General features: G+C 40.9%; 22 protein-coding genes and 1 other RNA gene. 7 read left to right on the top strand and 16 right to left on the bottom strand.

Going from position 1 to position 24,788, the window contains the following annotated elements:
• Positions 1-17 precede the first annotated feature (17 nt).
• Positions 18-557: a DUF420 domain-containing protein gene (locus tag C6347_RS11800; protein WP_003215636.1), complete on the bottom strand. Its 540-nt coding sequence runs from the start codon at positions 555-557 to the stop codon at positions 18-20.
• 198 nt (positions 558-755) lie between these two features.
• Here C6347_RS11800 and C6347_RS11795 point away from each other — a divergent pair, with 198 nt between their 5' ends.
• A complete protein-coding gene (locus tag C6347_RS11795) occupies positions 756-1,268 on the top strand; it encodes a GNAT family protein (RefSeq protein WP_060596695.1) in 513 nt (170 codons plus the stop codon).
• A gap of 153 nt (positions 1,269-1,421) precedes the next feature.
• Here the strand turns inward: C6347_RS11795 and C6347_RS11790 are convergent, their stop codons facing one another.
• The 8 genes from C6347_RS11790 to C6347_RS11755 all read right to left on the bottom strand — a co-directional run bounded on the left by C6347_RS11790 (position 1,422) and on the right by C6347_RS11755 (position 7,301).
• Entirely contained in the window at positions 1,422-2,213 is a 792-nt protein-coding gene (locus C6347_RS11790; protein ID WP_060596542.1) for a LysM peptidoglycan-binding and 3D domain-containing protein, read from the bottom strand.
• A 256-nt stretch (positions 2,214-2,469) separates the two neighbouring features.
• Positions 2,470-4,251: a DNA helicase RecQ gene (gene recQ, locus C6347_RS11785; protein WP_106071660.1), complete on the bottom strand. Its 1,782-nt coding sequence runs from the start codon at positions 4,249-4,251 to the stop codon at positions 2,470-2,472.
• A gap of 133 nt (positions 4,252-4,384) precedes the next feature.
• A non-coding RNA gene (ssrS, locus tag C6347_RS11780) (6S RNA) lies at positions 4,385-4,570 on the bottom strand.
• A gap of 132 nt (positions 4,571-4,702) precedes the next feature.
• Positions 4,703-5,203 carry a TraR/DksA family transcriptional regulator gene (locus C6347_RS11775; RefSeq protein WP_066030771.1) on the bottom strand — a complete coding sequence of 167 codons (501 nt, stop codon included), beginning with the start codon at positions 5,201-5,203 and terminating at the stop codon, positions 4,703-4,705.
• A gap of 91 nt (positions 5,204-5,294) precedes the next feature.
• Positions 5,295-5,942, bottom strand: coding sequence for an SDR family oxidoreductase (locus C6347_RS11770; protein WP_106061629.1), 648 nt, complete (start codon positions 5,940-5,942; stop codon positions 5,295-5,297).
• Between the two features lie 172 nt (positions 5,943-6,114).
• Positions 6,115-6,453, bottom strand: a complete 339-nt coding sequence (locus tag C6347_RS11765) for a PH domain-containing protein (RefSeq protein ID WP_024422682.1) — start codon at positions 6,451-6,453, stop codon at positions 6,115-6,117.
• Positions 6,454-6,901: 448 nt separating this feature from the next.
• Positions 6,902-7,039 (bottom strand): DUF4025 domain-containing protein, encoded by a 138-nt coding sequence (locus tag C6347_RS11760; protein WP_223249850.1) that lies wholly within the window; start codon positions 7,037-7,039, stop codon positions 6,902-6,904.
• A gap of 49 nt (positions 7,040-7,088) precedes the next feature.
• Positions 7,089-7,301 carry a DUF6501 family protein gene (locus C6347_RS11755; RefSeq protein WP_012010250.1) on the bottom strand — a complete coding sequence of 71 codons (213 nt, stop codon included), beginning with the start codon at positions 7,299-7,301 and terminating at the stop codon, positions 7,089-7,091.
• 213 nt (positions 7,302-7,514) lie between these two features.
• On the opposite strand from C6347_RS11755, the gene C6347_RS11750 reads away from it, so the two are divergent.
• The 4 genes from C6347_RS11750 (at position 7,515) to C6347_RS11735 (ending at position 12,909) form a co-directional block, all read left to right on the top strand.
• The gene (locus C6347_RS11750) at positions 7,515-8,999 is read left to right on the top strand and encodes an aldehyde dehydrogenase family protein (RefSeq protein ID WP_060596545.1); all 1,485 of its coding nucleotides are present in this window, start codon (positions 7,515-7,517) and stop codon (positions 8,997-8,999) included.
• Positions 9,000-9,102: 103 nt separating this feature from the next.
• Positions 9,103-10,977, top strand: a complete 1,875-nt coding sequence (locus C6347_RS11745) for a terpene cyclase/mutase family protein (RefSeq protein ID WP_106039172.1) — start codon at positions 9,103-9,105, stop codon at positions 10,975-10,977.
• Positions 10,970-11,791 (top strand): superoxide dismutase, encoded by an 822-nt coding sequence (locus C6347_RS11740; protein ID WP_106071659.1) that lies wholly within the window; start codon positions 10,970-10,972, stop codon positions 11,789-11,791. Before C6347_RS11745 ends, C6347_RS11740 begins: the two co-directional genes overlap by 8 nt.
• A gap of 158 nt (positions 11,792-11,949) precedes the next feature.
• Positions 11,950-12,909, top strand: coding sequence for a bile acid:sodium symporter family protein (locus tag C6347_RS11735; protein WP_060596548.1), 960 nt, complete (start codon positions 11,950-11,952; stop codon positions 12,907-12,909).
• A 26-nt stretch (positions 12,910-12,935) separates the two neighbouring features.
• On the opposite strand, the gene odhB is transcribed toward C6347_RS11735, so the two are convergent.
• The 7 genes from odhB to cdaS all read right to left on the bottom strand — a co-directional run bounded on the left by odhB (position 12,936) and on the right by cdaS (position 23,155).
• Positions 12,936-14,192 carry a 2-oxoglutarate dehydrogenase complex dihydrolipoyllysine-residue succinyltransferase gene (gene odhB / locus C6347_RS11730; protein WP_034660924.1) on the bottom strand — a complete coding sequence of 419 codons (1,257 nt, stop codon included), beginning with the start codon at positions 14,190-14,192 and terminating at the stop codon, positions 12,936-12,938.
• Positions 14,193-14,206: 14 nt separating this feature from the next.
• Positions 14,207-17,041, bottom strand: coding sequence for a 2-oxoglutarate dehydrogenase E1 component (gene sucA, locus C6347_RS11725; protein WP_106037312.1), 2,835 nt, complete (start codon positions 17,039-17,041; stop codon positions 14,207-14,209).
• A 224-nt stretch (positions 17,042-17,265) separates the two neighbouring features.
• Positions 17,266-19,182: a vWA domain-containing protein gene (locus C6347_RS11720; RefSeq protein ID WP_106071658.1), complete on the bottom strand. Its 1,917-nt coding sequence runs from the start codon at positions 19,180-19,182 to the stop codon at positions 17,266-17,268.
• 11 nt (positions 19,183-19,193) lie between these two features.
• On the bottom strand, positions 19,194-20,072 hold the full coding sequence (locus C6347_RS11715) for an ATP-binding protein (protein WP_060596551.1): 879 nt from the start codon (positions 20,070-20,072) through the stop codon (positions 19,194-19,196).
• Between the two features lie 89 nt (positions 20,073-20,161).
• Entirely contained in the window at positions 20,162-20,740 is a 579-nt protein-coding gene (locus C6347_RS11710; protein WP_060596552.1) for a superoxide dismutase family protein, read from the bottom strand.
• A gap of 76 nt (positions 20,741-20,816) precedes the next feature.
• Complete coding sequence (locus tag C6347_RS11705; protein WP_066030765.1) at positions 20,817-22,124, bottom strand: C40 family peptidase; 1,308 nt, start codon at positions 22,122-22,124, stop codon at positions 20,817-20,819.
• Between the two features lie 404 nt (positions 22,125-22,528).
• Positions 22,529-23,155 carry a sporulation-specific diadenylate cyclase CdaS gene (gene cdaS, locus C6347_RS11700; protein WP_106071657.1) on the bottom strand — a complete coding sequence of 209 codons (627 nt, stop codon included), beginning with the start codon at positions 23,153-23,155 and terminating at the stop codon, positions 22,529-22,531.
• A gap of 77 nt (positions 23,156-23,232) precedes the next feature.
• Between cdaS and C6347_RS19450 the strand changes: the two genes are divergently transcribed.
• Both C6347_RS19450 and C6347_RS11695 read left to right on the top strand, forming a co-directional pair.
• Positions 23,233-23,358 (top strand): hypothetical protein, encoded by a 126-nt coding sequence (locus C6347_RS19450; protein ID WP_003215647.1) that lies wholly within the window; start codon positions 23,233-23,235, stop codon positions 23,356-23,358.
• 58 nt (positions 23,359-23,416) lie between these two features.
• Positions 23,417-24,778: an MATE family efflux transporter gene (locus C6347_RS11695; protein ID WP_106037314.1), complete on the top strand. Its 1,362-nt coding sequence runs from the start codon at positions 23,417-23,419 to the stop codon at positions 24,776-24,778.
• Positions 24,779-24,788 lie beyond the last annotated feature (10 nt).

Genomic DNA, 24,788 nt, shown 5'->3' with positions numbered 1-24,788 from the left:
GTCCAGTTGGGCATACGTTAGCTGTAATATGGAGAAATCATCATATACACAATGACGCCAGTGAGACTGACATAAAGCCATAGCGGCATTGTCCAGCGGGCAATTTTACGGTGACGCTCGACTTGCATCTGTGCACCTCTAAACAGAGTAATCAGGGCAAGCGGTACAATTACAGCTGATAAGACGATATGTGTGATTAAAATAAAGAAGTAAATTGGACGGATGATCCCTTCTCCTCCGAAATGGGTATCAGCTGCCATTGAATGATACGTCACATACGAAATTAAAAAGACAAGTGTCGTTGAAAATGCAGCAAAGATAAATCGTCTATGCGCTTTAATGTTCTTTTGTTTAATCATGATGAGTGCTGAAAGTAAAAAGATAAACGTAAAGCTGTTCATCACGGCATTGAGTAACGGCAAAAATGTAATATCCAGATGGCTAAATTTATCTGATTTTGGCATTAAAAATAATAAAGCGATTAATCCGTTTATGGCAATTGTTAAAATGATCACAATACCAGTGAAATTTTTCGGTTTTTGATTCTGTTCGTTCATGTTTGAAAACCTCTCTTTATTAGTTCCGACTAAGAGTATGTTATTTAACTTTCTCTATAAAGTCAATGAATTCGCTGTCTTCGTCGAATTTTAGACAAACTTAAGGGTTGCAGGCGTTCTAACGGCTTGAAAGATCCATCCACTTCCTTTAGAATTGGAATTTATGTGATTTTTATCATTTCTGATATGAAAGGAGTAATGGACTTGTCAATCTTACAGGAAACAGCCAAAGATGTGAAGACGTTAGAGCAAGAATTACAGCAATTGCAGTTCCAAATGTATCGAATGCAAGAAAATATGAAAGATATTTCGAAAAAAGCAAAAATCATTGGCATCGATCAAGCGAAAGAAGATGAGTGGATGATCGTCTCTGCCATTGAAAGTGCAGATACATGTAAAATTATGTTGAGCGATTGTGAAAAAGCTTTTCGCGGACAATCTGATTTTTCCTTAATTGCGGAATATCCTGAAGAAGGAAAGATTCATATTGCCGATATTAAAGGCCCGCCAGATAATGGGTACGGCTCCATCTGTATGAAGCATTTAAAAGAAATCGCAAGAGAGCAGAACATACCAGTGATTACTGGCGACCTCGTCAAAAGGGACTGGAATCACGTGGATCGCTTGATTCATTTTTATGAAAAGCATCAATTTGATGTCCAAATCAATTGGAAAGAACAAAGCGGAGAAATTTATTGGGTGGACAGCTAACGACAAAAACCAGCGTGTATCATAAGATATGCGCTGCTTTTTGTCGAAAATGCAAACTTTTCAGAAAAATATGTGTATTTTTGACCAAAAAAAGGGTATAATAAAAGCATCAGGCCGCCACCTGATGCTTTCTTCCAAAAAAACAATTGTTTACTAGTTAAGTACTTTTACTTTGACTGATTTTACGCCCCAATTTTGCGCTTGGGATTTGCTTGGTACATGTACATCAATTTTGTTACCTTTAATTGCGCCGCCAGTATCTGCTGCGATGGCTTCACCGTAGCCTTCAACATAAACCTTACTTCCTAATGGAATGACACTAGGATCTACTGCAATAACTTTTGCGTTTGGGTTTTTGTTTAAGTTTACCCCTGTTGCAGTGATACCTGAGATGCCACCATCATTTGCTGTATAAGCCGTAGCCGTAACAGTCATTTCTTTTTGTACACTTTGACTAGCAGAAGATGATTCTGCTTTAGCTGTTTCCTTTTTAGGAGCAGCTTTTTTCGTTGTTTGCTCTTTTTGGACAGGTTCCTGTTTTTGAACAGGTTCTGAGCTTACCGGAGCCGAGCTTTGACCAGCAACACTTAGTGTTGAACCAATCATAATTATATCTGAGTTTAAGTTATTCCAAGACTTAATATCGCTAATTGACACATTAAATTTTTGAGCGATTTTCCAGAGGCTGTCCCCCTTCTGGACTTTATACTGCTCCTGAGTTTTCTCTTTTGAAGAGATTGTCAATTTATCACCTACATAGATCATATCAGTAGATAAATTGTTCCAACCCTTTAGGTCCTTTAGAGACACATCATTTTTTTGTGAGATTCCCCAAAGTGTATCACCTTTCTGTACAGTGATTTCCTTTGCAGAAGCTTGCTGCGCTCCAAATGCTGTTGTTGAGATTGCTGCAACAGCAACCAAGGACATAATAGTCTTCTTCATAAAGTAAATCCTCCCTTGTTAGCTTTTTATGGCGGCTAACGAGTGCTATCGTAACATATGTAAATGTCATTTCAATAACAAAACGATATGTTTTAGATTACAGTTCCTTTACATGAAACATCTCTCTCCATTGGTAAATCAGACCACAAAACGGCTTGATTCCCCGCCATATCAAGGTTTTAAAAGGATCGAAAACGACCTGATGAAAACGTGTCCAAGTGCAGCGAAAAAAATTTATTTTTCTTCTTTAAACACTTTATTTTTTCTCTTTTTCTATAAATAAACGAATTTCTTCTAAAAAAACATCTCCGTATTTCTCTCTTTTTTGAGCGCCAATCCCCTTAATTTGGAGTAATTCATCATCTGTTTTAGGCTCTACAGCTGACATTTCCTTCAATGTTTGATCAGAAAATACAACAAATGGCGGGACGCCTTGCTCTCTAGCTAGCTTCATTCTCAGCATTCTCAATCGCTCAAATAATGCATCATTTTCTTGAATGGCCTCTGCTTTGATCGCCTGCTTTTTATACACTGTCTCTTGTCCAACTAACACTTTCTTCCCTTTATGGGTCACCTTAAGTGTTGGGTAAGCACCTTCAGACATGTGCAAATACTCTTCTGTAATTAAAAATTCAATGAAGTCACTGATTTGCTGAGCCGAATGTTGTTTCATTAAAGCATATGTAGGGAGACGGTCGAAACCTAGCTCAAGCACTTTTTTGTTTTTAGAGCCTGCCAGTACTTGGGCTATCATCATTTTACCGAATCGCTCATTCATCCTCACTGTACAAGATAACACCATCTGTGCTTCTCTTGTGACCTCTTCACGCTCTCTTTCATCAAGGCAGTTGCTGCATTTACCGCAAGGCGAACTAGCTGTTTGATCAAAATAGTCCATCACAAATTGCTGCAGACATTGCTCAGTATGACAGTAATCCACCATTTGCCTTAATTTAAGCAGTTCATGCTGATAGCGCACCTCATCTTCTGTTGACTGCTCAATGAGAAAGCGCTGCACTCTTACGCCTTGTGGTGAAAACAGTAAAATGCATTCACTTTCAAGCCCGTCTCTGCCGGCACGCCCAGCTTCTTGATAGTAGCTTTCAATATCCCTTGGAATTTGATGATGGATCACAAAACGTACATTCGACTTATTGATTCCCATGCCAAATGCTGATGTAGCGACCATAACCTGGATGTCATCATTTAAAAACAGGTTTTGCTGCTCTTCTCTCGTATGGTCATCCAATCCGCCATGATAAACGCCAGCTTTGATCTTTTGTTTTTTTAGTCGATTATAAATGTTATCCGCTTCTTTACGAGTTGCTGTATAAATAATGCCAGACTCAAGACTGTTTTTCTTCATATATTGTGTGATAAAACGGTCACTATTTTCCCCTTTGATCACTTGAAAGGACAAATTTTCTCTAGCAAACCCAGTAAAGATGGTTTCTTCTGCGTTCATGCCAAGCTGTTCACATATATCTTGGTGAACCTTTTTCGTCGCTGTAGCTGTTAATGCGACAATCACCGGCCTTTTTGACAGCTTGTTCAAGCATTCTTGAATGAAGCGATAACTTGGCCTAAAATCATGCCCCCACTCAGATATACAGTGCGCTTCATCAATCGCGATTAAAGGGATCGTTAACCGATCCAGCAGCTGAAAAAAACGTTCATTTTGTAAGCGTTCAGGTGTGATATAAAGCAGCTCATATTCCCCATTTTCGCATTTTTTCAGCCTTTCATTCATTTCAGCTGCGGAAAGTGTGCTGTTTAAAAAGGAAGAACGTATTCCCATCTCATTTAACGCATCGACCTGATCCTTCATTAAAGAAATAAGCGGAGATACAACGATCGTTGTACCTTCCATCATGAGGGCAGGGATCTGATAGCAAACTGACTTCCCTCCGCCTGTCGGCATAATGCAGACAGTATCCTTTTGTTTATTTACAATCGCTTCAATGGCTTGTTTCTGTCCTTTTCTAAAGACATCAAAGCCATAGTATTGTTTCAGGAGTGCTTCTGCTTGTTCTAACATCCAATTCCCTCTCCGTCATTAGTTTTGTCCATTTTAACATATATTCTTGCCTCTACAGGCGATCTGTCCAATTTCGCATTTTCACAAAATAAAAAGCCATTTTCCGAAATGGAAAATGGCTTGAATCATCCTAGGAAAAGCTGCGGATGCCGTAATCTAAGTAAGAAAGTTTTAAACCACCACTCCTCAAAGTGGGTGTTTGCAGAAACGTTCCTGTCTTCCTCTCTAAGGAGGCATGACATTCCGGCTTCAATATAAAACTCCCTATTACAGCTTAAAGGTTAAAACTTAATTAACATTACGCGCATCGCAGCCTTTAAACTATATTACACGAAAGTTTATTAAATTTCAAGAGATCTTTTTTCTAAGAAATACTTATGTATACAAGATATTTGTCCTTGCACACATAAGAAAACATTATTCTGAAAAAATGTAACTTCCACTTATTATCCTATTTTTCTTCGTCTATGTCAACATCCTGCTCTTCCTCTAATCGTTCATACGTATCTGAATGCATCTGATCCATTGTTTCTCTATTTGTTAAATCACGCATTTGATCAGAGAAATTACGGTCAAACTCGTTTGGGTCTTGAGTCGTTTCTTCGTTTTTCTTCGCATCGATTGAATAACGTGTATAGGGGACTGCTTTTAAACGTTCATATGGAATGTCTTTCCCTGTTTTCTCACATATCCCATATGTTCCGTCTTCCATTCGTTTTAGTGCTGCATCAATTTCGTCTTCAAGCTGGCCATCAACTTGATCCAGCGTTTGTTCTGTCATGCGGTCTAAATAGATGCTCCCATGATCAGCGATATGGTTCCCAACACCATTTGAAATCTCGCTGGATTCACTTAGCATAGATTCTTCTTTCTTTTTTGACCCTTTCACATCTTCTTTTAATTGATTCAATCTTTCGTATAAATCAGCTTTTTGTTCTTTCGTTAAGCCCACGGTCAATCACTCCTTTCTCATTAACTTCCCGCTGCAAGGGAATTGAAAACATCAAAAAAGCCGCCGCCTTTTTGGCAGCAGCTTTCTTCTCTTACATGGTGCGAAGTGCTTCTTCTACTGGTTTATCCCCTTTAATCAAGTCAAAGGATTTATTTTTCACATTGGATTCCGTTAAGCTTTCCACAAGTACAGCGGCTACGTCCTCTCTTGAAATCTCAATGTTTTGATCATCTGGAATATGCTCCGCAGCTTCAATCTTTCCTGTCTTTTCATCATGCAGCAAGGCGCCTGGACGGACGATGGTATAGGAAAGCCCAGACTGTTTTAAGTGTTCATCTGCTTTTCTTTTCGCCTCATAATAAATTTCCATACTTCCTTGCCCTTTTCCCTGGTTTGGGTCATCGGCATTATAGGAACTCAGCATAACAAAATGCTGAATGTTTTCTTTTTTCGCTGTGTCGACAAGGCGTTTTGCACCTTCTTGATCCACTGCAATCGTCTTATCTGCACCTGTTTTTGAGCCTGAACCAGCTGCAAAGATGACAGCATCTGCTTGTTTCACAGCATCTGTCACATCCTTTTCAAGATCACCGATGACAGGCGCTGCACCAAGTTCCTTTAGCGCATCCGCTTGTTTTTCATCTCGAATGAGAGCAAGCGGCTCATGTCCTTTTTCTTTTAAATAACGAATGACGAGCCTGCCTGTATGTCCATTTGCTCCAGCAACTAATACTTTCATTGTTCATTCTCCTTTCTGTATCTGTTTCATCTTTATCCTTTTTTGCTATCATTCAAACACCTAAACAAAAAAAGCCCTTCCCAGAAAATATGGGTAAGGGCTCAGGAAATGTGCGATCTATTAAAATAAGTAGAATGAGAAAAGTGCATGATCTATGTAATCGCAAGGTTGATCAGCAAAGATGTTTTGTCAAAATGGCTTGCACATCACTCAAATCCGTCTCTTTCGAAAAATCGAGTTCAAATACTTTTGAGCTTGTGACAAGCAGCATACCTGTGTCCTGATCAAACACGCCAGCTTCTTGAATGGCAAAACTTTCAATTGATCGATACGGCAAGGAGACCCTGACTTTCTTCTTAGAAAATACGCGGTTATCGCCAAAGATCAGTCGTTTATTGGTGAAACAAATTTGGTCGTGACGCAGTCTGTAAACAGCCTCAATTCTTTCCCCTTCAATTAGTAAGGATTCGAATTTCTTATCATTTTGTTTACTGACAGAAAAAATACCCACGTAACCCCCCTCTTCCTCCATCAAATTCCTTTATGAAAAAACGGACGCACGCTCTGTGGGTACGTTTTATTCTCACTTATAGAATACGCTATAAATGGTCGTTATTCCATTACGAATAGATTAAATTTCATTTAACTTTTTCTTTTTGATTCGATGCTCTTTCCTCTACTTATTTAGACAGTTAAAGCAGGAAAAAAGTTTCAGTTCTTTTTGAGAAAAATTGCTGAATGTTACCAATAAAAAAACAGTGATTTTTTCAAATCACTGTCAGCGTGTATACAAAACCTCGCATTCTTTGTCAGTCCTGCGCGCCGGTGCTCACGAATGTCAAATTCGCTCCGCTCCGGTACTCATTCTTCCTAGACTGCAAAGGTTTTCATGTCACGCTGAAAAATGAAGACAAAGTGCTAAAATAAAGATCATTTTAGCACTTTGTCAACAATCTGGACTATTCGTCTTTTGGTGTATCAATGGTTCCCTCGGCATATACATCGGAAATCTGCTCAAGCGTAATCGCCATATCAGCATCTTCGTGATCATGCCAAGCATTTTGATTATTCTGCTCGTCTGTTTGCTTCTTTTTCATCATCATCACCCTTTACTGTTTTTCTTAGTATGAGTGATGATCACTAAAATCATTCAGCAGAAATGTCTTCGAAATACTCTTTATAATACCCGCCTACTTTACCTGTATTATCAACGACAAAGAGGAATTCTTCTGTCTCATTTTTCACTTCATATGTGCTTCCAACCGTTAGTGCACGGTCGACCATATATTTTTTCGCATTCGTATGTATACATTTTACTTGCTTTAACGTTTGAGCCGTTTGCCAGTTTTGATGGATCATGATTTAAAAACTCCTTTTTTCATCTATACATTTATTGTAGCCAATTTTTCGTGAAATGCAATGAGTGTTATGGATTGCTTTTAAACATGTCGTGTAATATGATGAATGTATACGTTTACACACATGTGCGTATACTGGTTCATTTGCTTCAGGTCCGCTTTTCCACCTAGAACTCGCAGAACAACCCATATCTTTAAGGAGGTTTGTTTATTTATGAGCTCTACAACACTTCAAATTAGTTCAAAACTCGATTCTTTTCTCCAAGGGACGAAAAAACTCTACATTAACGGTCAGTTTGTCACAAGTCACGATAACAAAACCTTTTCGACTCCTAACCCAGCCACAGGTGAAACCCTTATTGATGTATATGAAGCAGGTGCAAAAGACATTGATGAAGCAGTAAAGGCTGCCAAAAAAGCCTTTCAAGGCCCATGGCGCTCAATGTCTGCCGCTGAACGCGCCCGCCTCATGTTCAAGCTTGCTGATTTAATGGAAGAAAACCAAGAAGAGCTCGCGCAGCTTGAAACTTTAGATAACGGAAAACCAATTAATGAAACAACAAATGCAGATATCCCTCTCGCCATTGAGCATATGCGCTATTATGCGGGCTGGACGACCAAAATAAGCGGACAAACCATTCCTGTCAGTCAAGGTTATTTTAATTATACCCGTCATGAGCCTGTTGGTGTTGTAGGACAAATCATTCCTTGGAACTTCCCGCTGCTCATGGCCATGTGGAAAATGGGTGCTGCACTTGCAACTGGCTGCACCATCGTTTTAAAGCCAGCAGAACAAACACCCCTCTCTGCTCTTTATTTAGCTGAATTAGTGGATAAAGCCGGCTTCCCAGAAGGTGTGATTAACATCGTTCCTGGATTTGGTGAAACAGCTGGAAACGCATTAACCGATCACCCTGATGTAAATAAGCTTGCCTTCACGGGGTCAACAAGCGTTGGGAAACTCATCATGGAGAAAGCAGCCAAATCCATTAAGAGGGTCACATTAGAACTTGGCGGAAAATCACCAAATATTATATTGCCAGATGCCGATTTAAAGAAAGCCATTCCAGGTGCTTTAAATGGGGTCATGTTTAACCAAGGCCAAGTGTGCTCTGCAGGTTCTAGAGTCTTTGTTCACCGGAGTCAATATGATGAGGTTGTCGATCAAATGGCTAAGTATGCGACATCCCTCAAGCAAGGCGCCGGTCTTCATCAAGATACGCAAATCGGACCTCTTGTAAGTAAAGAACAGCATGAGCGCGTGTTAGGATATATTGAAAAAGGTAAATCTGAAGGTGCAACAGCCGTTGTCGGTGGCGATTGCCCTTATGAGGCTGGCTATTTTGTCTCCCCTACTGTTTTTAAAGATGTAGAAGATGACATGACCATCGCAAAAGAAGAAATCTTCGGGCCTGTCCTATCTGCGATTCCATACGATTCCATTGATGAAGTGGTCGAAAGAGCCAACCAGTCTGACTATGGATTAGCAGCAGGACTTTGGACAGAAAACTTAAAACATGCCCATGACATTGCTGCACGTCTTGAAGCAGGCACGATTTGGGTCAACTGCTATAATGTCTTTGATGCTGCAGCCCCGTTTGGAGGATACAAGCAATCAGGTCTTGGCAGAGAAATGGGATCATACGCCCTTAACAACTATACAGAAGTCAAAAGTGTGTGGATTAATCTCCAAGACTAATGACGCCTATAAAGCCGGTGACCATGTCATCGGCTTTTTTTGTGATTGCATGTGACAGGCAGTCTCCTGAATATAGTAATAAAGGAAAGGAGCATGGCCGCATATGCAAGATTTCAAAACGAAAGTAAACGAATTTATTGATGAATTGCACATGCAAATGCTACGCAGACAACGAGAAGATGGCGCTTTTGTCTTCTGCTTTGAAGGCCCAATGATGACAAATGCTTTTTTGATTATGCTGTTAAAAGCTGTCGGTGATTCGGACCAGGCACTCGTTCATCAATTGGCAGAAGCAATTCGCGAAAAGCAAAATGAAGATGGTTCTTTTTCTTTGTATCATGATCAATCGGGACATGTAACAGCGACTGTGCAAGGCTATTGTGGAATGCTCGTTTCAGGGAGGTTTCAACAAGATGAGCCGCATATGGAAAAAGCAGCACACTTTATTCGATCAAAAGGCGGATTAAAAGACGTTCATTTTATGACAAAGTGGATGCTTGCCGTCAATGGCATGCACCCTTGGCCATACTTCTATGCGCCACTTTCATTTTTACTCATCCCTACATACTTTCCGCTGCACTTCTATCATCTTAGTGCATATGCAAGAATTCATTTTGTCCCAATGATGATTGCACTCAACAAACGATATACCTCTCATGAACAGTTTCCAAGCTTAGCACATCTTGATGCGAACATGTCTAAAAATCCTTTTGACTGGTTTATGGCAAGAGAAGAACGTTCCACTCACCACTTTCTAGCGTACATGCGGTCGTATACAGCACTCGACAGCCGCCTCGACTTTTTCGGGTATGAGGCAGCGAAGCGGTATATGTTTGACCGCCTTGAAAAAGATGGCACGCTGTACAGCTATTTAAGTGCCAGTATTTTTATGGTCTATGCACTCATGAGTCTTGGATACTCTCCAGGACATCATCTCATTTTAAAAGCAGTTAAAGGGATGAAAAAGATAGTCACTGACTGTGGGGGCAGGAAATATGCTGAGAATTCTACATCCACAGTTTGGGATACAGCGCTTGTCAGTTATGCTTCTCAGCGAGCAGGCAGAACACAAGAAGATCCAGTTATCGAAAAGTCTTTTACGTACTTATTGAACCGGCAGCAAATGAAGAAAGCAGATTGGGCGATTCATAACCGGCATGCGGCTCCGGGAGGCTTTGGTTTTTCAGATTTGAACACAAATAACCCTGATTGTGATGATACGCAAATTGTGTTAAAAGCCATTCCTCACACCTACGCACCGGTTCAGTGGAAACGAGGGTTTGATTGGCTTCTTTCCATGCAAAACCGTGATGGCGGCTTTTCTGCTTTTGAAAAAAATCAAGATCACTTCTTGCTTCGTCATCTTCCGCTCGAATCTGCTGAGGATGCGGCCATTGACCCATCTACTCCTGATATTACAGGTCGTGTGCTTCATCTCATCGGTCTTGAAGAGAACAACATGTCACCACTCATGCAAAGACAAAAAGATCATTGCGTAAAATGGCTTCTTGATCATCAAGAGAACAACGGATCATGGTTTGGCAGATGGGGCGTTTGCTATATTTATGGAACCTGGGCTGCATTAACAGGACTAAAGGCTGCTGGCATCCCCTCATCGCATCCTGCTGTTCAAAAAGCGTGTCGATTTTTAAAAACAATTCAATTGGAAGATGGCAGCTTCGGAGAATCGTGTAAAAGTGCAGAGGTAAAAAGATATGTCCCGCTCCCATTTGGAACAGTGGTTCAAACGGCTTGGGCTGCTGAGGCACTTTTACAATATGAGAAGCCGGATCACACAACAATTTTAAAAGCCATCTCATTTTTGATTCATCATCAGCACTCGAGTGAAGCCTTGCACTATCCAGTAGGCATTGGTCTTCCAAAGCAATTTTACATCACCTATCATAGCTATCCATTTGTCTTTCCAATGATGGCTTGTTCCACATTTTTAGAAGAAATGAGGCGTAAAAATGAATAAGGAAGAATATCGCATGCAGCTTAAAGATTGGCTTAGCTCCATTCAAGGTGCAGTTCAAGATGACAACATCCGTCAGAAAACAGAACATTTATCGTTCATCATGAATGATGAATATTCCAGTGAAGAAGAGTGGTACGAATTGGCTGAAAGTATTGCAGAGGATATGAAACCACTAGAAGCAATGCGAGATGTGGCAGCTGGCGACCATAAATTACCTCCGCTCCCTTACCGGTATGATGCACTAGAACCGTTTATTTCAAAAGAGATTATGTATTTGCATCACCAGAAACATCATCAATCATATGTTGATGGTCTGAACCAAGCTGAGCTTGCCTTAAAAAGAGCGAGAAGAACCAATGATTTTAAAATGATCAAGCATTGGGAACGGGAGCTTGCCTTCAATGGTGCGGGACACTATTTACATTGCATTTTTTGGTTTTCTATGAGTCCTTCAGGAAAACGAAAGCCCACTGGACAAATGCTGCGTCTCATTGAACAATCGTTTGAAAGCTATGATGCATTCAAATCCCAATTTTCAGCTGCAGCCAAACAAGTAGAAGGTGTTGGCTGGGCCATTCTTGTATGGGCACCAAGATCTCAACGATTAGAGATTTTACAAGCCGAACGCCATCAATTACTATCACAATGGGATGTGATCCCTCTTCTAGCTCTTGACGTATGGGAACATGCCTACTATCTGCAATATCTGAATGAAAAAGCACAATATGTAGACCGTTGGTGGAATGTCGTTGACTGGCGTGAGCCAGAAGCACGACTAAAGCAAGCTCAGCAAGTGAAATGGACCCCTTTTTAAGACAATACTCCATATAGGCAAATGCTTATATGGGGGTTTTTAATTCAATTTAGTTTACATAATTTTATTATGATCATCACTATAAAGAATGGGTTGTTTTTTCAGAAAATTCGTTTAAAATAAAAAAGATATGTAAGGAAAGAGAGTTGAAACAATAAATGAAGATTCTTTTAACTATTAGTCACTTTGCAGGAAGGACCTTTGCGATTTGGGTCATTGTCTTTGCACTTCTTGGATTTGCCTTTCCTGCCGAATTCTCTAAGATTGGACCGTATATTCCTTTTTTACTCGGTATTATTATGTTTGGAATGGGGCTTACCTTGTCCGCTGAAGATTTTAAAGAACTGTTTCGAAAACCTCTTTATGTTCTGATCGGGGTGCTGACGCAGTACACACTCATGCCGCTTCTTGCCTTTTTGTTAGCTTACGGACTGCGGCTTCCGTCTGAAATCGCAGTAGGAGTTGTTCTCGTAGGCTGCTGCCCAGGCGGTACAGCATCGAACGTCATGACCTTTTTGGCGAAAGGAAATACAGCTTTATCTGTAGCTGTAACCACCATATCAACATTGCTTGCGCCGTTTTTAACCCCTGTTTTCATTTTAATTTTTGCAAGATCTTGGTTACCTGTATCACCAGAGGCTCTGTTTTTATCCATTGTACAAGTTGTCTTAATCCCTATTATTTTAGGTATTCTTGTGAAATTGTTTTTTAAAAAACAAGTATCGTATGCGGTTCAAGCACTGCCGCTTGTATCTGTTGCCGGAATCGTGGTGATCATTGCTGCGGTTGTCAGTGCAAATAAAGAGCAGATTCTTCAATCTGGACTGCTGATATTGGCGGTTGTTATATTACATAATGGACTTGGTCTTTTATTTGGTTACCTGATCGCAAAGTGGTGCAAAATGGATATCCCTTCTCGTAGAGCGATCTCGATCGAAGTTGGCATGCAAAACTCTGGACTCGGTGCAGCTCTAGCAACAGCGCACTTCTCGCCACTTGCAGCCGTTCCAAGTGCCATTTTTAGTGTGTGGCATAATTTATCTGGTTCCTGGCTTGCAACATATTGGTCAAAAAAAGGAAATCCTGAAAATGAAAAAGAAAAAAAGCTAGCACCTTAACGGGTGCTAGCTTTTCAAATTGGAGATTATCCTTCAAGCAATAGCTGCTCCGGATCTTCAAGCAAGTTTTTAATCGTGACAAGGAATCCAACTGCTTCTTTACCATCGACAATTCGGTGGTCGTAAGAAAGAGCTAAATACATCATCGGACGGTTTTCAAAACGTTCTTCATCAATTGCCACAGGACGAAGCTGAATTTTATGCATACCTAAAATTCCAACTTGAGGGCTGTTTAAAATTGGTGTTGAAAGCAGTGAACCGAATGTTCCACCGTTAGTGATCGTGAATGATCCACCTTGTAGCTCATTCAGAGACAATTTGTTATCTCTTGCTTTTTTCGCAAGATGACCAATTTCCTTTTCAATCCCTGCAAACGACAATCTGTCTGCATCACGGACAACCGGTACGACAAGTCCTTCGTTTGCAGCAACAGCGATGCCGATGTCATAGAATTTCTTCAAGACAAGCTCATCACCTTGAATTTCTGCGTTAAGTAGCGGATATTTCTTCAGTGCTGCTACAACTGCTTTTGTGAAGAAGGACATGAAGCCAAGCTTTACATCATTTTGTTCAAGGAACGCATCTTTACGGCGCTTTCTTAAGTCCATCACAGCCGTCATATCTACTTCATTAAATGTCGTCAGCATCGCAGCCGTTTGCTGAACCTCAACTAAACGTTTTGCAATCGTTTGTCTGCGGCGTGACATTCTCTCACGTTCAACAGGCTTTCCTGGTTGCTCATTTTGCACCGCAGCATTTGCTTTTGGCGCGGCTTTCGGTGCACTTGCAGGTGCTTCATTCTTTTGATAAGAAGCGACATCCTGCTTTCGTACCCTGCCCAGCGGATCTACGGTTGGAATCTCAGATAAGTCTAGTCCCTTCTCTCTCGCTAGTTTTCTAGCTGCAGGAGAAGCGATGGTTCTGCCATTACCAGATTTCGGCTCTTCTTTCACTGCTTCTTCTTTTTGAGCAGCTGCCGGTTCTTCTTTCGAAGCTGGTGCAGACTCTTGCTCAGGTGCTGGAGCTGCGGACTCGCTTCCGCCAGCTTCACCTGCTGCAATTGTTCCGATGACTTCTCCAACTTGTACAGTGTCACCAGAATCCTTCAGCACTTCTTTCAGTACACCAGATTCTTCGGCTGTCAGTTCGACATTGACTTTATCTGTTTCAAGTTCTAACAGGTATTCTCCCTGCTCCACATAATCGCCCGGCTGCTTTAGCCATTGGGCAATCGTTCCTTCCGAGATCGATTCCGCTAATTCAGGTACTTTAATTTCCGCCATTTTTCATTTCCCCCTTAGTTTTTGCGAGTCAAGCTATCAGATACAATTCGTTCTTGTTCTTTTTTATGCACAGTTGGATCACCCTCAGCCGTACTTGAACGTCTTCTTCGGCCGATATAACGTACTTTTACTTTTTCAGGCGCAATTTCACGTAAATATGGCTCAATGTATCCCCAAGCCCCCATATTTTGTGGCTCTTCTTGCACCCATACGATTTCTTCTAAGTTTTTTAGTTTCGATAAAATCGCTTTAATATCTTTGGCTGGGAATGGATATAGTTGTTCCACTCTCGCAATGTGAAGCCAATCTTTCGGCTCTTCCATTTGGGTAAAACGATCACTAATATCGATTGATACCTTCCCGCTAGATAGCACGAGGCGCGATACTTTTTCGTGATCATGCACAAGGCCTGGCTGTTCAAGAACTGGACGGAACTGCCCATCCGTTAATTCCTGGACTTCAGACAATGTGTTCGGGTTACGAAGCAGACTCTTCGGTGTCATGATGACAAGCGGACGAATCTCTTCACGAAGCAGCATTTTCGCCTGTCTTCTAAGGATATGGAAGTATTGTGCTGCACTTGTCAAGTTCGCCACTGTCCAGTTATTCTCAGCAGCTGATTGCAGGAAACGCTCTGTTCTACCACTTGAATGTTCAGGTCCTTGTCCTTCATATCCATGCGGCAAGAGCATCACTAGACCTGATTTTTGCCCCCATTTTGCGCGGCCAGCTGAAATAAATTGATCGAAATACACTTGAGCCGCATTTGCGAAGTCTCCAAATTGAGCCTCCCAAATGACTAACGTTTCAGGAGAATAGACATTATAACCATATTCAAATCCGATCACTGAGCCCTCTGACAGTGGACTATTATGAACAGTAAATGATGCGTTTGCATCACTCAGCTCATGAAGAGCAATAAATTCATCTCCAGTTTGACTGTCGTGAAGAACAAGGTTTCTTTGAGCAAAAGTACCGCGCTCTGAATCCTGTCCGGTCATTCGAATTGGCGTACCGTCTTTTAATATAGATGCAAATGCAAGTGCTTCCCCAAGCGACCATTCTACTTTACGGTCATCTGTAAACACTTTTGCACGTTTTTCAAGGATCCGCTTGAGCTTACCAAATACTTGGAAATCCTCCGGCCAGCTGATCAATTCTTCATTCAGCTTTCGTAATACATCAAATTCTACTGATGTATCTACTGCTGGGAAGCCATTTGATACTGGTTCTGGCAGTTCAATTTCTTGAATCGTATGCTCTTTCTTTGAAGGCACCTTTTGATAGGCTTCTTCTATTTTCGTCGCTACAGCCTGCTCGATTTCTTCACGCTGCTCTTTCGTTAGAAGACCTTCTGTAACAAGTTTATCTGCAAAGATATTCTTGACCGTTTTGTGCTTTCTGACTGCATCGTACAGCATCGGCTGAGTCGTAGAAGGCTCATCCATTTCGTTATGACCGAATCTGCGGTAACCGATCAAGTCAATTAAGAAATCCTTCTTAAAGCGTTTGCGGTATTCTACAGCTAGCTGAACAGCCGCTAAACATGCTTCTGGATCATCTGCATTGACGTGAACAATTGGAATCTCAAATCCTTTTGCAAGGTCACTTGCATATTTTGTTGAGCGAGATTCATTGCTTTCTGTTGTAAATCCGATCATATTGTTTGCAATGATATGGATTGTTCCGCCCACCTGATAGCCTACAAGTTGACTTAAATTTAATGTTTCTGCCACAATTCCTTCTCCAGGAAATGCCGCATCACCATGAATTAAGATGGCTAATGCCTTTTCAACGTCTTGGGCTGGATAACCTTTTTGAGTACGTGTTTCCTGAGCGGCACGTGTGCTTCCTTCAATGATTGGATCAATGAATTCCAAGTGACTTGGGTTATTGGCAAGCGTGACTCTTGCACTCTTTGTATCTTCGTCTTTAATTTGGCGATCTGCTCCAAGGTGGTACTTTACATCACCTGTCCACCCGTAGCTGATGCCGATAGAGCCTTCTGATGGAACAAGCTCTTTATTTGGCGCATGCTGGAATTCTGAGAAAATAATCTCATATGGTTTTCCTAACACATGTGCTAATACATTTAAACGGCCTCTGTGTGCCATTCCAATGTTAATATTTGAAGTCCCTTGTGTAACAGACTCTGAAATAATTTCATCAAGTACTGGGACAAGTGCGTCTAATCCTTCTATTGAGAAGCGCTTTTGCCCAACAAATGTTTTATGAAGAAACTGTTCGAACTGCTCAACTTCTGTTAATCTCTTGAAAACAGAAACTAGTTTATCCGCTGGTTTTTTCTTAAATAGTTCACCAGACTCAATCGATTTTGAGAGCCAGTTTCGTTCTTCGAAATCATGCACGTGATCAAACTCAAATGAAATGGTACGCTTATACGTATTTCTCAAATGGTTAATGGCTTCTATGCCGTTTGAAATGTGTTTTGGTGCGTCAGGACTAATAATAGATATTGGAATATTCTTGACGTCTTCTTCTGTTAAACCGTACTCCTTTAAAGGAAACAGCTCTTGTAATTCCTTTTCTTTGCGAAGAGGATTGACGGAAGCATTTAAATGGCCATACGTTCTGATGTCTTCTGCCAGTTTAACGACTGATGCTATCTTTTGGATTTGTTCAGAAGTAACTACGCTATTTTCTTTTTTCCCAATTTCCTCCTTCATTTCACTCGGTGGTGCACCAAGTTCATCAAATATGCCTCTTAGATCTTCATCAACACTAGTAGGATCCTGGACATACTGATCGTAGAGCTCGAGCACATAGCCGAGGTTCGGACCATGAAATTCTTCCCAACTCAACGGTTGTTTCACATCATTTTGAAACATTTTGAACACTACCCCCAACTTTGATCATCAAGTGATTGAACACTATCTCGATATAACTTCCAGAACACAATGACCAAATTTATGTAATAAAACGCTTCCAATAATATTCTACCACTGTTTCGGATTACTTTCTACATTCTTTGTTCAATTAAAGATAAAAAATTCACAGAAAAACAAAAAATTTAAATCATTCCGAAAAATATTTTGAAGAAAGGGGCAAAACCTTATGCCCCAATGCTTTTATGCAGTAATTTTTTCAGTAATGGATATAAGACATCCGGCAATGTATCGACATCTGGTACAAAAATGCTGAACTTGCCATACATATCTTGAATGGTTTTTATCTGTGCTTCTTCGATCGGCGAATTGGATAAAAACACATTGATCACCTCAATGCCCTTTTTCCTCGCCTCAAGAACTGCTTCATGTGTATCGACGATCCCATTTTGTTCGTAGCTGAAGGCAGCTGGCTCTCCGTCTGAAAAGACAATGAGAAACTTTTGCTCTTCTCTTCGTTTTAAAATCATTTTTGTCATTTGGCGAATCGCATAGCCATCCCGGTTATCCTCTTCTGGTTCAAGGGACATAATGGAAGGACCTGCATCAAATAAAGAATCTTTGAACGACACGACCGTGTTGAAATAGTTCGGCTGACTGGTTTCGGTTGCGTCGTTTGTATCTTCCCAAAATCCTACAATTTGATGTGGGACTTGAACGGATTTTAACGCTTCATGAAATAGAACAATTCCTTTTTTCGTCTCGTCCATCTTGTCAAACATGCTGGCAGAACAGTCTACTAATAAAGTGAAAACAGCATCAATCTCCGAAGAAGGTGCCTGTTTTTTATAGAAAAGACGCGGGTTAGACTCTGTAAAATAACGAATCAGCTTTTTACTCAGACGCCCTGAATGAAGGTCCGTTTTTGGCCATGATTTTTTGTGTTCGAGCGTTTTTTGAATCATCTGTTTTAAGCGTTTCTGATAAGGCTCAATCTCCTTAGCGTGCTGCTTGTATACATTGATTTGTTCTGGCGCGGGAGGATCAGGTGAAATCATGACTGGAAACGCATATTTGTTCTCTTTTCCATTCTCATGAGCATCCGCCCCGCTTTCTTCCCCTTCAGCCTCTTCCAGCGCCTCAAGCTTTGAATAATCTTTTCGGTATGTTTGCTTGGCAGAGCCTTGGACAGTGCCGAGTGCTTGATCTCCGTCATCGCCTTCTCTTGCTGCATCCTTCCCGAGATCACTTTTACCGCCGTGCTCTAAATCAAATTGAAGGAAGCTTTTTGACGGCGCTTCTGTTTCTCGATGCCACACTTCCATATACTCCTGGTGGATATCTTCATCGCCCTCTTTTTCCCGGTCGACTTTGATGTCCTCACTTAATTTAGGTTTTCTTTTCAAGTCATGAAACAGCGGTTCTTTTGCCGCTTTTTCATAGTCCAATTCCGGGAAGAAAAAGTACGTATTCAGCATATCCTTATCAAGAAGCTCATCAAAGCCTTCCATTAATTCTTTGACAATGACTGCGATATCTCCGGTTGAACCCGCTTCATATACACGCTCAAGACTTGATTCAACAAACGGAATCATTGGGTTGATCCGCTCGTGAAGAGGCGGAATCTCTTCCAGCGGCGAATCAGCTGTCAGCTTCACATACATTGCACAATAGAGTGCATCCGTTAGAATGCTTCGCTCTTGGTTAATTGTTAATTGCGTCTTAAAGTGTCGCCGGTACAGCTCTCTTCTTCGTTTAAATACCTTTTTTGTTCCTGGGCGATCGCGTTTAATTCGCTCTTCAATCCGGATATCTTCAAACAGCATAAACAATTGTTTACATAGATCAGGAATGGAAATTGTATGGGCATAGCGAATAATTTCCTGAAAGACAGTCAGATCACTATAAACGGTTCCTACTGCACGGAGGAACACATCACTTTTTAGCCCGGCTGTCATGTCTTCTTGTTTACGATCATCCCAAAAATGGCTGATGAAAATTTTCTTTTCAAAAGGCTCATAGTAAGAATGCACTCCGTATTCAAGCTCGACATCATCACTTTCTGCTAACGTTTTAGCTAAATCCGTTAATTCCATAAATAAAAATGAATCGATTCTGCTGTCATTAAATTTGATGAATTTCAAAAGTCAGAACCTCACTCGAATAATGTTTGGGCAATATTTCTTACCGCTGCTTTTTCCCGGTCATCTTCTAGCTTTTCAACAATCCCTCGTTCAACTGCACGAAGCGGCGGGATGTATTGCGCAAGATCACATGTGTCTAGGAGTGCGCGAATAGATGCAGCTTCTTCACTTACCTGCCCGTTGTGCGCCTGTGTAATGAGGTCTGATGAGAGCTGCACGAATTGATCGATTAACCGTTCATCCTTTAATACAGATTGAGATTGCAGTACATCCTTTAGGATACCGCCGCCAATATATGGAACGTCAATCACAACAAAACGGTTTTTTAACGCTTCATTTAGAGGCACTGTGCCGACATAGCCTTCATTGATTGCCGCAATCACGCCAAAGCCTTCATCTGCTCTAACGACCTCGCCTGTAAATGGGTTTGTCATCATTTTTCTGTAGTCGAGTACGCCGTTTAAAATAGGCAGTGTTTCCGGCTTCGCCATGTTGATTTCATCAATATATAAAAGATGGCCTTTTTTCATCGCTTTCGTTACGGGTCCTTCAATAAATTCAATAGAAGCAACTTGACCATCATTGTGAATGGTTTTATAGCCAATCAAACTTTCTGCATCAAGATCAACCGAGCAGTTCACACTATGCATCGGCTGCTGAAAGAAAGCAGATAAAGTTTCTGCTAGTTTTGTTTTACCTGACCCAGTGGGCCCCTTTAAAAGAACGTTTTTGCCGAGTGCTAGTGCAATCATAGCATCTTGTATGATAAACGTATCCTGTGATTCATAGCCGCCTGTTCCAATAAGCGGACGGAATTCTTCTTCTAGTCCTTTTGCTTTTGCTTCAATCATTGCTTGAATTTCTTCTGGGAGTGATTGTTCGTTAAACATATATGATTAATTCCTCTCTTCGATCATTTTCCTCACCAAGTATACTAAAAAAACCTTTATGCACTCAATACATAAAGGCTAGACATCTGTTATTTTACCATTTCTTTTGTAATCGCTCCGCAAGCGATGCGTTTCCCTGAGTTTCCAGAAGGGTTGCTTAAGTAATCATCTGCTTCTGCATGAATGATAAAGCTCCGCCCATTATGATCGATTAATTGGTTTGGACCTCCCTTTAACGTCACATCTGGTACATTCACGACAACATCAATTTTTCCATCTGCCCCAACTTCTAAATTAGGCATATCTCCAGCGTGGTGGCCTTTTGGGTTATCAAATCCATGCTCCCGGTGTGTTGGATTAAAGTGAGCCCCTGCCGTTTCAAAATCTGGCGCTTCACATACTCCTGTTTCGTGAATATGGAAGCCATGAGGACCTGGCGGCAGATCTTTCGCTTTCACATGTAAATCCAGCCCATTTTCCGAGGAATCTCTTACTTCGATGCTGCCTATTTTTTGCCCGTTTTCATTGATGAGTGTCGTGATAACCGGTGCTTGTTTAGGTGCTGCAACCTCGCTGGTTTCTTCTGTCGTTTCTTTTTTCGGCGGTGCATGACATGCTGTTGCGACAAAGACCAGACACATCATGATCATCCACACTGACTTTTTCATATGACTGCCCCCTTTTGATATCAGTATGGACAATCTGATCAATAGGCAAACAAAAAAAGCCGAAAATCGGCTTTTTTTAGAAGAAACGTTTTGCACCTAAATAGGCTTTTTTCCAATATGGGTTGCTTAAGTTCGAGATCCCAACTCCGCTGTCACTTGCATGAAGGAAATCTCCTCCGCCAAGGTATAGTCCCATATGAGATGGACCCGCTTTGTATGTTGTGAAATAAACAAAATCGCCAACCTGAGGTGTGCTCACAGGTTTCATCATACTCCAGTAGCCTGCTGTGCTTAATCTGGATACAGACGAAACTTTATTAATGAGGTAATAAACAAAGCCGCTGCAGTCAAAACCAGATGGTGTATTGCCGCCCCATCTGTAAGGAATGCCTGTCAGCTTTTTCCCTTCTTGGATCATCGTCGTGATTTTTGCATTCATCGGCACATCATTTTTGTTATTATTGACCGGAGTTGTTGAACCGTTAGACGTAGAACCATTCGACCCAGTTGAGCCTGAAGCTGCACCATTAATTTTTAGAACTTGTCCAATTCTAAGCACATCGCTTTTTAAGCTGTTGGCTGTGCGGATGGATTGAACCTGCACTTTAAATTGATTCGCAATTTTCCATAAGGAATCGCCTGATTTTACAGTATAAGATGTCGCTTTCCCGCTTGAAGGCGGGTTGCTTGGTTTAGCAGGTGCTTTCGGCTGACTTGGTTTTGATGCAGCCGTTCCTTTTACTTTCAATACTTGATTCGGATAAATCATATCAGATTTTATCCCATTTAATGTTTTGATTTCACCAATCGACATATTGAGCGAATTCGCAATTTTCCAGAGAGAATCCCCTAATTTAACCTTGTATGTACTTGATGAGGATGAACTATTTGAGTTCGTTGTCTTATTGTTTGAGCTGGAATTTGAAGAGGAGTTTGATGACTGGCCCCCGCTTGTCTTCGTACTTCCAGATACCTTTAGCTTTTGTCCAGGACGAATTAAGTCACTGTTTAAGCTGTTTAGACTTTTTAAGCTTGCGACTGACATTTTATGATTTTTTGCAATGAGCCATAAAGAATCTCCAAGCTTTACAGTGTAGCTTGATGTCGTTGAAGCATTTGATTTCGTTGCTTTTGATCCAGTTGACGAGCTGGATTTTTTGCTTTTTGCGCCAGGAATTTTCAAGCTTTGTCCTGCAAAAATCATCGTCGTTTTTAGTTGATTAAGAGATTGAAGTTCCGAAATACTTGTATTGTACTGTTCGGCAATCTTCCAAAGTGAGTCACCGCTTTTCACTTTGATCGTCTGTGCTTCTGCCGGTGCAGCAAACACAGCTGAGCCAGCGATCGCTGAAACTGTGAGGCCGGTTACTACTTTTTTCTTCATAGATGAATCTCCGCCTTTCATATTTCATTCAATAAGACTTATGTACTAGTTTTGAGTTTAGCATTTAATGGTTCTGCTTCTCTTGCACTATTTTATCTTTATTTCTATTATATTACTCGACATGTAGACTTTGGGCAATAACAAATAGGCTAAAGCAGCCAACTCAAAATGCTAAAACAAAGCCATATCGTTTCTATCGGCAGTTTGCTGTATTTATAAACATTTTTTAAGGAATTTTTAAGTTGACGTTTAGAAATTTGTCAAAACAAGCACGGTGCTAGTTTCATAGTTCTATTCTACATGACAAATTTTTCTGTATCAAATGACTTTTTACTCAATTGGCTGTTTTTTCTCCTCAAATGAAAAAAAGCATCCTTCCGAATGAAGAATGCAGCGATTCATTTTTATTTCCTTATTTCAGGTTCTTTTACAGTGAGCGGATAAAGGACTCCTTCTTTCGCAAACGACATTTTTCCCGTTTCTTCTGATACGACGAGAACAAGTGCATCGGTCATACCAGAGAGTCCGATCGCAGCCCTGTGTCTTGTCCCGAGAGAAGGATTAACTTTTTTTGAAGTAAGCGGGAGCACATTTGCAGCAGATACGAGTGTATTCTCTTTGACTAAAAGAGCACCATCATGAAGTGGATTTCCTGGGTAGAAAATGCTTTCTATTAATGAAGCACTAATTTTCGCATGAAGATTTGTCCCTTTTTGAATAAAATCCTCAACCTCATCACGCCTTTGAATCACAATAAGTGCCCCGTGTTTTTGTTTTGATAAGTTCTCAATGGCTAACGAAAATTGAGCAAATCCAGGTGTGAATTCTTCCATATACGATTGCAAATAAAACGAGGAAGCCTCTGCGTGCATTTCATTAAACTCATCATGTAATGACTCGAGATCACAAAGTAGACATTGCTCGATCTCATCAAGAGAATCGATAATGTCACTTACATCCTTCATGATTTTCATCAAGTGTGTTCTCATGTCCACTTTAAATAGCGCTTCTTCATTCGTACGATTGATCATTTGACCTTTTCCCTCCTCCTTTTGTTGTCATAAAATAACAAATTATGCGCATTCTATTGATATGGAGGTGACTTAATATGACCATTCAGAAAGTGATTCAATATGCTTGCAGCATTTTAGGTGTTGTCAGTCTTTCCTTTATTTATGCCCAAATGTTTAAAAAAACGAAGCCATCTAAGAAAAATAATCCGACGGAGAATTGATTTTTTTACATAGCATGATATAATCCTCTCGTTATTTCTGTTCAGAGAGGAACTTATGATGAGAGAAACAAATAGCATTCGAGCTAAGGTGACACTATTTTTAACCATTTTGATTCCGATTTTAATCACTCAAGCGGGTCTTTCGCTTATTACGTTTTTAGACACCGTAATGTCTGGAAAAGTGAGTGCAGAAGACCTTGCGGGTGTTGCGATCGGTTCTAGTATTTGGACACCCGTTTATACAGGACTTGCCGGTATATTAATGGCCGTTACGCCGATTGTCGCTCAGCTGATGGGCGCTGGGCATAAAAAAGATGTTCCCAAGGCTGTCTTTCAGGCGATTTATTTATCCTTTCTTTTAAGTATCGGTGTGATTGCGATTGGTACAATCAGCATCCCTTACGTATTAGGTGGACTTGGACTTGAGCAATCCGTAGAGGATATTGCGCGGCATTTTCTCAGTTTTCTTGCTTTTGGGATCATCCCGCTGTTTGGTTATTCGGTACTCAGGTCATTTATTGATGCATTAGGGAAAACACGTGTGACGATGTTCATCACGTTAACAGCACTTCCTATTAACTTTGCTTTAAACTATGTATTTATTTTTGGGAATTTTGGCTTTCCAAGGCTTGGCGGTGCGGGAGCTGGCCTTGCATCTGCGATGACGTATTGGGCCATTTTCATCATGAGTATTTGTATTGTCATGAAAGCAGAACCATTTGCCTCATTTCGTTTGTTTCAAAAACTGCCTCGAATCAATATCTCCCGTATGGGGCAAATACTAAAAATCGGTCTTCCTATTGGGTTTGCGATCTTTTTTGAAACGAGTATCTTTGCAGCTGTCACGCTGTTAATGGGTCACTTTGATACTGTGACGATTGCAAGTCACCAGGCTGCGATGAACTTTGCTTCTATCTTATATATTTTACCGCTCAGTATCTCAATGGCTTTAACAATTGTCGTTGGGTTTGAATCCGGTGCCAAGCGGTATAAAGACGCGCAAAACTACAGCTATATCGGAATTGGAACGGCGGTATTATTCTCATTGTGTACGGCGGCACTCATTTTGTTATTTAGACCAGAGATTGCTGGTTTATACACAGCTGAATCGGCTGTTTTACAGTTGACACAGCACTTTTTGATTTATGCGATCTTTTTCCAGCTGTCAGATGCAATTGCTGCACCCATTCAAGGGGCTCTGCGCGGCTATAAAGATGTGAACTATACGCTCATTGCCGCTTTTGTTTCTTACTGGGTGATCGGTCTTCCTTCCGGCTATTTGATTGGCACCTATACCTCATTTGGGGCATTTGGCTATTGGATTGGTCTCATTGCAGGACTTGCCGCTGGTGCCGTCGTCCTCTTTATTCGTCTCAGATTGATTGAAAAACGCTTGCTTCAGCAAGCGCCCAATCACTAAAGACGACACA

This window comes from Bacillus sp. NMTD17 (genome assembly GCF_002998735.1).
GTDB lineage: Bacteria > Bacillota > Bacilli > Bacillales > Bacillaceae > Bacillus.
The sequence above is the reverse complement of the archived record's forward strand: the minus strand, read 5'-3'. Positions and strand labels throughout refer to the sequence as shown.

Excerpts from the sequence above, each read along its gene's own strand:
- C6347_RS11800 (WP_003215636.1), bottom strand. The coding sequence starts at position 557 with ATGAACGAACAGAATCAAAAACCGAAAAATTTCACTGGTATTGTGATC.
- C6347_RS11795 (WP_060596695.1), top strand. The coding sequence starts at position 756 with ATGGACTTGTCAATCTTACAGGAAACAGCCAAAGATGTGAAGACGTTA.
- C6347_RS11790 (WP_060596542.1), bottom strand. The coding sequence starts at position 2,213 with ATGAAGAAGACTATTATGTCCTTGGTTGCTGTTGCAGCAATCTCAACA.
- recQ (WP_106071660.1), bottom strand. The coding sequence starts at position 4,251 with ATGTTAGAACAAGCAGAAGCACTCCTGAAACAATACTATGGCTTTGAT.
- C6347_RS11770 (WP_106061629.1), bottom strand. The coding sequence starts at position 5,942 with ATGAAAGTATTAGTTGCTGGAGCAAATGGACATACAGGCAGGCTCGTC.
- C6347_RS11760 (WP_223249850.1), bottom strand. The coding sequence starts at position 7,039 with ATGAAAAAGAAGCAAACAGACGAGCAGAATAATCAAAATGCTTGGCAT.
- C6347_RS11755 (WP_012010250.1), bottom strand. The coding sequence starts at position 7,301 with ATGATCCATCAAAACTGGCAAACGGCTCAAACGTTAAAGCAAGTAAAA.
- C6347_RS11750 (WP_060596545.1), top strand. The coding sequence starts at position 7,515 with ATGAGCTCTACAACACTTCAAATTAGTTCAAAACTCGATTCTTTTCTC.
- C6347_RS11745 (WP_106039172.1), top strand. The coding sequence starts at position 9,103 with ATGCAAGATTTCAAAACGAAAGTAAACGAATTTATTGATGAATTGCAC.
- C6347_RS11740 (WP_106071659.1), top strand. The coding sequence starts at position 10,970 with ATGAATAAGGAAGAATATCGCATGCAGCTTAAAGATTGGCTTAGCTCC.
- C6347_RS11735 (WP_060596548.1), top strand. The coding sequence starts at position 11,950 with ATGAAGATTCTTTTAACTATTAGTCACTTTGCAGGAAGGACCTTTGCG.
- odhB (WP_034660924.1), bottom strand. The coding sequence starts at position 14,192 with ATGGCGGAAATTAAAGTACCTGAATTAGCGGAATCGATCTCGGAAGGA.
- sucA (WP_106037312.1), bottom strand. The coding sequence starts at position 17,041 with ATGTTTCAAAATGATGTGAAACAACCGTTGAGTTGGGAAGAATTTCAT.
- C6347_RS11715 (WP_060596551.1), bottom strand. The coding sequence starts at position 20,072 with ATGTTTAACGAACAATCACTCCCAGAAGAAATTCAAGCAATGATTGAA.
- C6347_RS11710 (WP_060596552.1), bottom strand. The coding sequence starts at position 20,740 with ATGAAAAAGTCAGTGTGGATGATCATGATGTGTCTGGTCTTTGTCGCA.
- C6347_RS11705 (WP_066030765.1), bottom strand. The coding sequence starts at position 22,124 with ATGAAGAAAAAAGTAGTAACCGGCCTCACAGTTTCAGCGATCGCTGGC.
- cdaS (WP_106071657.1), bottom strand. The coding sequence starts at position 23,155 with ATGATCAATCGTACGAATGAAGAAGCGCTATTTAAAGTGGACATGAGA.
- C6347_RS19450 (WP_003215647.1), top strand. The coding sequence starts at position 23,233 with ATGACCATTCAGAAAGTGATTCAATATGCTTGCAGCATTTTAGGTGTT.
- C6347_RS11695 (WP_106037314.1), top strand. The coding sequence starts at position 23,417 with ATGAGAGAAACAAATAGCATTCGAGCTAAGGTGACACTATTTTTAACC.